This window comes from Amycolatopsis sp. NPDC004747, assembly GCF_053601335.1.
This window is the reverse complement of record NZ_JBSGBQ010000009.1, coordinates 342,540-351,523: the sequence shown is the minus strand read 5'-3', so window position 1 is coordinate 351,523 and position 8,984 is coordinate 342,540. Positions and strand designations below refer to the sequence as shown.

At 69.7% G+C, this 8,984-nt stretch carries 12 protein-coding genes; 11 read left to right on the top strand and 1 reads right to left on the bottom strand.

The annotated features are described in order from the left end of the window. The coding region (locus ACWEGE_RS17395; protein WP_449661466.1) for a M15 family metallopeptidase at positions 1-485 on the bottom strand (485 nt) is incomplete at its 3' end. A gap of 479 nt (positions 486-964) precedes the next feature. On the opposite strand from ACWEGE_RS17395, the gene ACWEGE_RS17390 reads away from it, so the two are divergent. From ACWEGE_RS17390 to ACWEGE_RS17340, 11 genes are read left to right on the top strand one after another with little or no spacing between them, the layout of a single operon-like run. Beyond that, on the top strand, positions 965-1,585 hold the full coding sequence (locus ACWEGE_RS17390; protein ID WP_449661465.1) for a D-sedoheptulose-7-phosphate isomerase: 621 nt from the start codon (positions 965-967) through the stop codon (positions 1,583-1,585). 35 nt (positions 1,586-1,620) lie between these two features. After that, positions 1,621-1,833 carry a HypC/HybG/HupF family hydrogenase formation chaperone gene (locus ACWEGE_RS17385; protein WP_449661473.1) on the top strand — a complete coding sequence of 71 codons (213 nt, stop codon included), beginning with the start codon at positions 1,621-1,623 and terminating at the stop codon, positions 1,831-1,833. Between the two features lie 6 nt (positions 1,834-1,839). After that, positions 1,840-2,532, top strand: coding sequence for a D-sedoheptulose-7-phosphate isomerase (locus ACWEGE_RS17380; RefSeq protein ID WP_449661464.1), 693 nt, complete (start codon positions 1,840-1,842; stop codon positions 2,530-2,532). After that, positions 2,529-3,584, top strand: coding sequence for an NADH-quinone oxidoreductase subunit B family protein (locus ACWEGE_RS17375; protein WP_449661463.1), 1,056 nt, complete (start codon positions 2,529-2,531; stop codon positions 3,582-3,584). The genes ACWEGE_RS17380 and ACWEGE_RS17375 overlap by 4 nt, the downstream gene beginning before the upstream one ends. Further along, the gene (locus ACWEGE_RS17370; protein ID WP_449661462.1) at positions 3,581-5,353 is read left to right on the top strand and encodes a nickel-dependent hydrogenase large subunit; all 1,773 of its coding nucleotides are present in this window, start codon (positions 3,581-3,583) and stop codon (positions 5,351-5,353) included. Before ACWEGE_RS17375 ends, ACWEGE_RS17370 begins: the two co-directional genes overlap by 4 nt. After that, positions 5,350-5,862: a NifU family protein gene (locus ACWEGE_RS17365; RefSeq protein ID WP_449661461.1), complete on the top strand. Its 513-nt coding sequence runs from the start codon at positions 5,350-5,352 to the stop codon at positions 5,860-5,862. The genes ACWEGE_RS17370 and ACWEGE_RS17365 overlap by 4 nt, the downstream gene beginning before the upstream one ends. Beyond that, positions 5,859-6,464, top strand: a complete 606-nt coding sequence (locus ACWEGE_RS17360) for a DUF5947 family protein (protein ID WP_449661460.1) — start codon at positions 5,859-5,861, stop codon at positions 6,462-6,464. Before ACWEGE_RS17365 ends, ACWEGE_RS17360 begins: the two co-directional genes overlap by 4 nt. Beyond that, positions 6,457-7,086, top strand: a complete 630-nt coding sequence (locus ACWEGE_RS17355) for a DUF6084 family protein (protein ID WP_449661459.1) — start codon at positions 6,457-6,459, stop codon at positions 7,084-7,086. Before ACWEGE_RS17360 ends, ACWEGE_RS17355 begins: the two co-directional genes overlap by 8 nt. Beyond that, positions 7,083-8,216 (top strand): hypothetical protein, encoded by a 1,134-nt coding sequence (locus tag ACWEGE_RS17350; protein WP_449661458.1) that lies wholly within the window; start codon positions 7,083-7,085, stop codon positions 8,214-8,216. Before ACWEGE_RS17355 ends, ACWEGE_RS17350 begins: the two co-directional genes overlap by 4 nt. Further along, complete coding sequence (locus ACWEGE_RS17345) at positions 8,213-8,725, top strand: hydrogenase maturation protease (protein WP_449661457.1); 513 nt, start codon at positions 8,213-8,215, stop codon at positions 8,723-8,725. The genes ACWEGE_RS17350 and ACWEGE_RS17345 overlap by 4 nt, the downstream gene beginning before the upstream one ends. After that, entirely contained in the window at positions 8,703-8,975 is a 273-nt protein-coding gene (locus ACWEGE_RS17340; protein WP_449661456.1) for a HypC/HybG/HupF family hydrogenase formation chaperone, read from the top strand. Before ACWEGE_RS17345 ends, ACWEGE_RS17340 begins: the two co-directional genes overlap by 23 nt. The last annotated feature ends 9 nt before the right edge of the window (positions 8,976-8,984 follow it).

Genomic DNA, 8,984 nt, shown 5'->3' with positions numbered 1-8,984 from the left:
TAGGGGTTCTGCACGGTGTTGATGTCGATCGCCCGGCCGTAGGAGTGGTTCGACCAGGCGGTACCACCGGTGATCGCCCGGCAGTTGAACGCCGAAGTGTTGTTCGCCGCCATCGAGGCGTCATCGTCGGAGTTGTACTTCTCCACCGTCTCCATCCGCTCGATGGGGAACCGCCCGAAGTACAGATCGGCGAAGACCCGCGCGACCTCGGTCGCCCGGTCGGCGTTGACGACCAGCTCACCCCGGTGCACCGCACCGTCGAAACCGAAGTGGCTCAAGCTCACCAACCGCAGCTGATCAGGCCCGACAGGACACCCTTCGTGCCAGCTGTTCCCCAGCCGCTCGGCGGTGACCGGCGTGATCACGGCGACGTAGGGCGCGAGGCCGCTGCCCGCCGGCGCGGCGACCTCGACGGTCTGGGCCGCCGGGGCGGCCGACACCGGCCCGGCCCCGGCCAGTGCCGCGGACAAGGCGAACGCGGCCATGGCAACGACCTTGGTTTTCCATCTCATGACGAATACCCGCTTTCTCTCTATTTCGACCGGAACCGGAGCCGCGACAAAGGAGGAATTGTCACCGTCGGGAAACCGCGCGGACACCGGCGGATTTCACCGCCGAGCCACTCGTGCGAAAGGGCCTGAATACCGGCAAGTTCCCCGTTCCCCTTGAGCCGTCGCGCTCCCGAGAGCCCGGAATCGCACGCCTTCACCCCCCCAGCCGGGTGAAAAACTCTCGTGGGGTCGAAGGTGCCAGCGGCGCGCGAACAACGTCAACTTCGCCAAAAACGTTTTGCTTCTCCCCGAAACTTCGGCTCGGCGGACAACCCCTGAGTGCCCGGCCGCCGGTCATGACCGACGGGCAGGGCGAGCAGCGGTTACGCCGGAGCCGAAAACGCTATTGTGTGCTCCAACTCACAGCTCTAGCCTGGATGGGCTCACCCCTCCGAGGAGCAGGAAGCACCGCGATGCCGTGGTCACCGAACCACCCGGACTCCGTCGGCGCTCTTTTCGAGCGCCGGAAGGCGCCGGTGCTCGCCCTGGCCGACGACGCCAGGACGGTGGCCGAGGCGTGCCACGACATGGCCCGCCGCTTCCAGCGCGGCGGCAAGCTGGTGGTGTTCGGCAACGGCGGGCCCAGCACCGACGCCCAGCACGTGGCGGTGGAGTTCGTCCACCCGGTGATCGTCGGCAAGCGCGCGCTGCCGGCGATTTCGCTGACCGCCGACGTCGCGACCGTCACCGGCATCGCCGGCCGCGCCGGCCTCGAAGAGGTCTTCGCCCACCAGTTGCGGGTCCTCGGCGAGCCGGCCGACATCGCCTTGGGCATCTCCGCCGACGGCGCGTGCGCCAACGTCCGCCGCGGCCTCGAAACGGCCCGTGACCTCGGGATGCTCACCGTTGCCCTCACCGGTGGTAACGGTGGCGCCATAGCCGCGACTACTGGGCTGGGCCACGTCTTCACCGCCCGCTCGGCCGACCCGCGGATCGTCAAGGAGGTGCACGTGACCACCTACCACGTGTTGTGGGAGCTGGTGCACGTCTTCTTCGAACACCCCGGCGCGCTGACCCCGGAGGTGGTGTCGTGACCGGCAGAGAAGCCGGCCCCGTCTGCCACGACGGGGTGTGCATCACCTGCTCCGACACCGCGGTCGAGGTGACCGTGGCCGAACTCCTGGACTTCGGGCTCGCCGTCGTCGACACCGGCTCGGGCCGCGAAGAGGTGAGCGTGGCGCTGGTCGAAGCCGGCGTCGGCGACCGGATCCTGGTGCACGCCGGGGAAGCGATCGCCCGGTTGGAGAACCCCCGCCCGGAGAATCCTCAGCCGAGGAGCTGACTCGCGATGACACGGGAACAGTCCCCCGTGGACGCGGACGGTCTCGAAGCGCTGTACCCGTTCCTCTACGCGGGTTCCGGCGACGTCGACGCCGTCCTCGACCGGGTTCGTCAGTCGACGGTGGAAAAGGTGCACGAGATCGTCGCGCTGCGGGCCGAGGTGCTCGCGGCCGACGGGGAGCGCCTGTTCGCGTGCGCGCAGGACCTGGCGCGCGCGTTCGACGGCGGCGGACGGCTGCTCGCCTTCGGCAACGGTGGCAGCTCGACCGACGCGCAGGACCTGGCCAGCCTGTTCCTGAGCCCGGCCGGCGACGCCCGGCCGTTGCCCGCCTTCGGGTTGACCAACGACATCGCCGTGGTCACCGCGCTGTCCAACGACATCGGGTTCGACGTCGTGTTCGCCCGGCAGATCGGCGCGTTCGGGCGGCCCGGCGACATCGCGGTGGGCCTGTCCACCAGCGGGAACTCCGCGAACCTCGTGCGCGCCTTCGACGAAGCCGCCCGGCGCGGCCTGGTGACCGTCGGCATCGCCGGCTACGACGGCGGGAAGATGGCCGAGCTGGACAGCATCGACCACCTCTTCGTCGTCCCGTCCCCGTCCGTGCACCGCATCCAGGAAGCCCAGACGACCCTTTACCACGCGCTGTGGGAGCTGACCCTCGGCGCACTCGACGACCTCGCCAAGGGTGATCAGCCGTGACGCACGCTCAAGAGACCGAAGAGCAGCCCATCCACATCCTTTGGATCAACGCGGGCCTGTCGTGCGACGGCGACTCCGTCGCGCTGACCGCGGCCACCCAGCCGAGCATCGAGGAAATCGTCCTCGGCGCCTTGCCCGGCCTGCCCAAGATCGCGGTCCACTGGCCGCTGATCGACTTCGAGTGCGGTCCCGACAAGGGGGCCGACACGTTCATCGAGTGGTTCCACAAGGCCGACCGCGGCGAGCTGGAGCCGTTCGTGCTGGTCGTCGAGGGCTCGATCCCGAACGAGGCGATCAAGGACGAGGGCTACTGGTGCGGGTTCGGCAACAACCCCGAGACCGGCCAGCCGATGACGACCAGCGAGTGGCTGGACCGCCTCGCCCCGAAGGCGCTCGCCGTGCTGGCCGCCGGCACCTGCGCCACCTACGGCGGCATCCACGCGATGGAGGGCAACCCGACCGGCGCCATGGGCGTGCCGGACTACCTGGGCTGGGATTGGAAGTCCGGCGCCGGCATCCCGATCGTCTGCGTGCCCGGCTGCCCGACCCACCCGGACAACCTGTCCGAGACCATCACCTACCTGCTGTACCAGGCGGCCGGGCAGGCACCGATGATCCCGCTCGACGACCACCTGCGGCCGCAGTGGCTCTTCGGCGCGACCGTGCACGAGGGCTGCGACCGCGGCGGCTACTACGAGCAGGGCCAGTTCGCGACCGAGTACGGCTCGCCGAAGTGCCTGGTGAAGCTGGGCTGCTGGGGCCCGGTCGTGAAGTGCAACGTGCCCAAGCGCGGCTGGATCAACGGCGTCGGCGGCTGCCCGAACGTCGGCGGGATCTGCATCGGCTGCACCATGCCGGGCTTCCCGGACAGGTTCATGCCGTTCATGGACGAACCACCGGGCGCGCAGGTGTCGTCGTTCGCCGCCAGCACGTACGGCTCGGTGATCCGGCGGCTGCGGAAGATCACCGAGCGCAAGGCCGACAAGGAACCGAAGTGGCGGCACAAGGGCACCAAGCTCGACACCGGCTACCAGGCAGGGGTGCGGTCATGACCGAGATGAAGGACAAGACCGACCTCGTCGAGATGGCGTGGGACCCGATCACCCGGATCGTCGGCAGCCTCGGGATCTACACGAAGATCGACTGGGCGGCCAAGCGGGTCGTCGAGTGCCACAGCACGTCTTCGGTGTTCCGCGGCTACAGCATCTTCATGAAGGGCAAGGACCCGCGCGACGCGCACTTCATCACCAGCCGGATCTGCGGGATCTGCGGCGACAACCACGCGACCTGCTCGGTGTACGCCCAGAACATGGCCTACGGCGTGCGCCCGCCGCACCTCGGCGAGTGGATCCTCAACCTCGGCGAGGCCGCCGAGTACATGTTCGACCACAACATCTTCCAGGAGAACCTGGTCGGGGTCGACTACTGCGAGAAGATGGTCGCCGAGACCAACCCCGGCGTCCTGGAGCTGGCGAACCGCACCGAGGCACCGCACGCGGGCGACCACGGGTACCGGACCATCGGCGACATCATGCGCTCGCTCAACCCGCTGGAAGGCGAGTTCTACCGCGAGGCCCTGCAGGTCAGCCGGAGCACGCGCGAGATGTTCTGCCTGATGGAGGGCAGGCACGTCCACCCGTCCACCTTGTACCCCGGCGGCGTCGGCACGGTCGCCACCGTGCAGCTGTTCACCGACTACCTGACCCGGCTGATGCGCTACGTCGAGTTCATGAAGCGCTGCCTGCCGATGCACGACGACCTGTTCGACTTCTTCTACGAAGCCCTGCCCGGCTACGAAGAGGTCGGCCGGCGGCGGGTCCTGCTCGGCTGCTGGGGCAGCCTCAACGACCCCGAGCACTGCGACTTCACCTACGAGAACATGGAGGCGTGGGGCCGGAAGATGTTCGTGACGCCCGGCGTGGTCGTCGACGGCAAGCTCGTCACCACCAGCCTGGTCGACATCAACCTCGGCATCCGGATCCTGCTCGGCAGCTCGTTCTACGAGGACTGGGCCGACCAGCCGATGTTCGTCACCCACGACCCGCTCGGCAACCCGGTCGACCAGCGCCACCCGTGGAACCAGCACACCATCCCGCGCCCGGCCAAGCGCGACTTCGACGGCAAGTACTCGTGGACGATGTCCCCGCGCTGGTTCGACGGCAAGGAGCACCTCGCCCTCGACACCGGCGGCGGCCCGATCGCGCGCCTGTGGGTCACCGCGCTCGCCGGGCTGGTCGACACGCCGTACGTCAAGTCGACCGGGCACAGCGTCACGATCACCCTGCCGCGCACGGCGACCAAACCCGAAGCCGCCTTCGAGTGGAAGATCCCGCAGTGGAGCAACGCGCTCGAGCGCAACCGCGCCCGGACGTACTTCCAGGCGTACTCGGCCGCGATGGCGCTGCACTTCGGCGAGCAGGCGCTCGGTGAGGTCCGCAAGGGCAACACGAAGACGTGGGAGCCGTTCAAGGTCCCGGAGGAAGGCGTCAGCTGCGGCTTCACCGAAGCCGTCCGCGGGGTGCTGTCGCACCACATGGTGATCAAGGGCGGCAAGATCGCGAACTACCACCCGTACCCGCCGACGCCGTGGAACGGCAGCGTGCGCGACAGCTTCGGCACGCCGGGGCCGTACGAGGACGCCGTGCAGAACACGCCGATCTTCGAAGAGAACACGCAGGAGAACTTCAAGGGCATCGACATCATGCGCGCGGTCCGCAGCTTCGACCCGTGCCTGCCCTGCGGCGTCCACATGTACACCGGCAAGGGCAAGGTGCTCGAGCGGCTGCACACGCCGCACGCGTTCGGCGGGGAGCTCGGATGACCGAGGTCGACCGGGTCGGCGAGCGCATCGAGCAGCTGCTGGGCGAGTTCTCCGGCGAAGACGCCGAGCTCGCCGAGGACCTCGTCCACACGCTGATCGAGTTCTACGGCGCCGGGCTCGCCCGGATCGCCCGGATCGTCGGACGGCCCGTGCTGGACCGCCTCGCCGAGGACGACCACGTCCGCGGCTTGCTCGTGCTGCACGACCTGCACCCGCGGTCGACGCACGAGCGGGTCACCGAAGCCCTCGACAAGGTCCGGCCGTACCTGGGCTCGCACGCCGGCGACGTCGAGTTCGTCGGCATCGAGGACGGCGTGCTGCGGCTGCGCCTGCAGGGCAGCTGCGACGGCTGCCCGTCCTCGACGGTCACCGCGAAGCACGCCATCGAGCGGGTGGTCCGCGAGGTCGCGCCGGAGATCGCGGACGTCGTCGTCGAAGGCGTGGTCGAGGAACCGGCCGGGCCGGGCGGGCGGCCGCTGCTGCCCCTGTGCCCCGTGGAGGTCCCGTGACGGGCGGCCTGCGCAGGTTCCGCACTCCCCCGCCGCGCGCCACGCCCGGCGAGCGGTGCGAGATGTGCGCGGAACCGATCGGCGCGGAGCACGGGCACGTCATCGACCTCGAGTCCCGGACGATCCTGTGCACCTGCCGGGGCTGCTACCTGCTCTTCACCCACCGCGGGGCGGGCGGGAAGCGGCACCGGGCGGTGCCGCAGCGGTTCCGGCACGTGCCGCGCTACGGCCCGGGTCCGGCGCTGTGGGAGTCGGCCGGGATCCCGGTCCGGACGGCCTTCCTGTTCCGGAACTCCGTCCAGGACCGCACGGTCGCGTTCTACCCGAGCCCGGCGGGTGCGACGGAGTCCCTGCTCCCGCTGGGCACGGGCGACGACCTGCTCGCGTCGGCCGGTGTCGCCGACGACGTCGAGGCCCTGCTGCTGAACCAGCTCGACCTGGGTTTCGAATGCTTCCTGGTGCCGATCGACGTCTGCTACGAGCTGGTCGGGCTCGTGCGCTCGACGTGGCGGGGCTTCGACGGCGGCTCCGAAGCGCACGAGGCGATCGACGGGTTCTTCGCGCGCCTGCGGGAGCGCAGCGAGGTCGTGGCCGATGGCTGAGCTGAGCTTCGACTGCATCGACGTCCGGCCGCTGAAGTACGCCGCGTCACCGACGCTGGCGTTCAAGCTGCGGATCTCCGAGCTGACCGGGCAGCCCGTGCACGCGATGGTGCTGCGCGTCCAGATCCGCATCGAGCCGCAGCGCCGCCGGTACGCCGACGACGAGTCGGAGCTGCTCACCCACCTCTTCGGCGACCGGTCCCGGTGGGGCGAGACGCTGAAGCCGTTCCAGTTCACGACGGTCGCGGTCACCGTGCCGGCGTTCACCGGCGCCACCGAGGTCGACGCCGAGGTGCCGTGCACCTACGACCTCGAGGTCGCGGCCGGCAAGTACTTCCACGCGCTGTCCGACGGCGTCGTGCCGATGGTGCTGCTGTTCAGCGGGACCGTGTTCGGCAAGGGCGGGCCGGGATTCTGGGTCGAGCAGGTGCCGTGGCACACCCAGGCCGAGTGCCGGATGCCGGTGGCCGTCTGGGACGAGCTGATGGCCCGCTACTTCCCGAACGCCGGGTGGATCAAGCTCCCGCACGAGACGCTCGACGCGCTCCTCAAGTACAAGGCGGAACACGCGATCCCGACCTGGGAGGCCGCCATCGAGCAGCTGCTGGCCGGTGGGTCGTGACCGCCCTCGACCAGGCCCGCGCGGTCGGCGACGCCGTGCTCTACGAGGGCTACCTCCTCTACCCGTACCGGGCGTCGGCGCCGAAGAACCGGGTGCGCTGGCAGTGGGGTGTGCTGGTGCCGCCGTCGTACGCCTCGGCCGAGATCGGCGAGCACTCCTCCGCCCGCGTCGAATGCCTGGTGGAGCCGCTGGACCGCACGGTCCTGCACGTCGAGCTGCGGTTCCTGCAGGCAAAGGCCCGGCTCGGCACGACGTGGGACGAAGCCGACGAGCACGAGATCGACTTCGACCTGCCGCTTTCCGGGCTCCCGGTCGAGAAGCCGTTCCACGTGTGCGAACTGTCCGGCGTTCTCATCGCCCGGGTCGACCCGCTCGACGGACCGTTCGGCGGCGCCCGGCTGCGCGTCGAAGTGCACAACACGACGTCGTGGCACTCGGACGGCATCCGCGAGCACGCTCTGCGGCACTCGCTGCTCGCCGCCCACCTGGTGCTCAGCGTCGACAGCGGGCACTTCCTGTCGATGCTGGACCCGCCGGAGTGGGCGAAACCGGCCGTCGAAGCCTGCCGTCAGGAACGGCTGTGGCCCGCGCTGATCGGCGACACCGCCCGCAGCACGGTGATGCTCGCTTCGCCGATCATCCTCTACGACGACCCGTCGATCGCGCCGGAAAGCCCGGGTGAGCTGTTCGACGGCACCGAGATCGACGAGATCCTGACGCTGCGCACGATGACGCTGACCGACGAGGAGAAGCGCGAGGCCCGGACGACCGACCCGCGCGCGGCGGCCATCGTCGACCGCGTCGAGGCGATGCCGCCGGAACTGCTCGGACGACTGCACGGCGCGATCCGGTCCCTGCGGCCGGTCGAGCCGTCGGTGACCGTCTCGGGCGTCCGCATCACCGCCGGGTCGAAGGTGCGGCTGCGGCCGAACCTGCGCGGCGCGGACGCCCAGGACATGTTCCTCACCGGCCGGGCCGCCACCGTCCGGCTGGTGCTCTCCGATGTGGACGGCGGCACGCACGTCGCGGTCACCCTCGACGACGACCCCGGCGCCGACCTGCAGCACGCGCACGGCCGGTACCGGTACTTCTCCCCCGACGAGATCGAACCCCGGGAGGATGCGGAGTGAGACCACGAGTGCTGGTCGCCGGGATCGGCAACATCTTCCTGAGCGACGACGGCTTCGGCGTGGAGGTCGTCAAGGAGCTGGCCGGGACCGGCCTGCCGCCGTGGGTGCAGATCGCCGACTACGGCATCGCCGGCCTGCACCTCGCCTACGACCTGCTGGGCGGCTACGACACGACGATCCTGCTCGACGCGACCCCCCACGGCCGCCCGCCCGGTACCCTCTCGCTCATCGAAGCCGACACCGGAGACCGCACGACGACGTCGATCGACGCACACGGCATGCAGCCGGACGCGGTGTTCCGGCTGCTGCGCCTGCTCGGCGGCGACGCCGGCCGGGTGCTCGTCGTCGGCTGTGAACCGGCCTGCCTCGACGAAGGGATCGGGTTGTCGCCCGAGGTGACCGCGGCCGTCCCGGCCGCGGTCCGCGCCGTCACCGAACTCGCCTGGGGCACCTGCCCCCGGCTGCCATACACGGAGGTCTCCAGCCATGTGCCTCGGCATACCGGGTGAAGTCATCGAAATCAGCCAGGAGCGGCCGGACCTCGCGAAGGTCTCGGTCAGCGGGGTCAAGCGGCAGATCAACATCGGCCTGCTCGAAGACGACCCGCCCGAGCCCGGCGACTGGGTCCTCATCCACGTCGGCTTCGCACTGTCCAAAATAGACGAACAGGAGGCCGCGGCCGCCCTGGAGTTCCTCGAAAGCATCGGCAAGGCGTACGAGGACGAGATGGCCGCCCTCCTGGAATCCCGGATCGAATAGAGGAGTCGT

Bases quoted from the DNA above. Each gene is read 5' to 3' on its own strand.
- ACWEGE_RS17390 (WP_449661465.1), top strand. From the start codon at position 965: ATGCCGTGGTCACCGAACCACCCGGACTCCGTCGGCGCTCTTTTCGAG.
- ACWEGE_RS17380 (WP_449661464.1), top strand. From the start codon at position 1,840: ATGACACGGGAACAGTCCCCCGTGGACGCGGACGGTCTCGAAGCGCTG.
- ACWEGE_RS17370 (WP_449661462.1), top strand. From the start codon at position 3,581: ATGACCGAGATGAAGGACAAGACCGACCTCGTCGAGATGGCGTGGGAC.
- ACWEGE_RS17365 (WP_449661461.1), top strand. From the start codon at position 5,350: ATGACCGAGGTCGACCGGGTCGGCGAGCGCATCGAGCAGCTGCTGGGC.
- ACWEGE_RS17355 (WP_449661459.1), top strand. From the start codon at position 6,457: ATGGCTGAGCTGAGCTTCGACTGCATCGACGTCCGGCCGCTGAAGTAC.
- ACWEGE_RS17340 (WP_449661456.1), top strand. From the start codon at position 8,703: ATGTGCCTCGGCATACCGGGTGAAGTCATCGAAATCAGCCAGGAGCGG.